The organism is Planococcus sp. RAB007_Raresut (assembly GCF_057369535.1).
This window is the reverse complement of record NZ_JBXYIF010000233.1, coordinates 1-245: the sequence shown is the minus strand read 5'-3', so window position 1 is coordinate 245 and position 245 is coordinate 1. Positions and strand designations below refer to the sequence as shown.

The 245-nt window shown below is 48.6% G+C and carries 1 protein-coding gene; it reads left to right on the top strand.

Annotated features, from left to right (window positions below):
* The coding region (locus AC2Q9J_RS18385) for a sugar-binding domain-containing protein (RefSeq protein WP_499042165.1) at nt 1–245 on the top strand (245 nt) is incomplete at both ends.

Below are 245 nucleotides of genomic sequence, written 5' to 3'. Positions count from 1 at the left end.
CAGCAGACCTGGAAGAGAGGTTGGCTCAAGCTGCTGCAGGTATGCTGCGCGGCCTGATTAAAGACAATGATAAAGTGGGATTTTCTTGGGGAAAGAGCTTGAGCCTTTTAGTAGAGCACTCCAGCAGCAAGCATTTGACAAATGTTCATTTCTTTCCTTTGGCAGGTGGTCCCAGTCATATCCATGCACGCTACCATGTGAACACCCTCATCTATAGCATGGCTGGAAAATACCATGGGGACTGC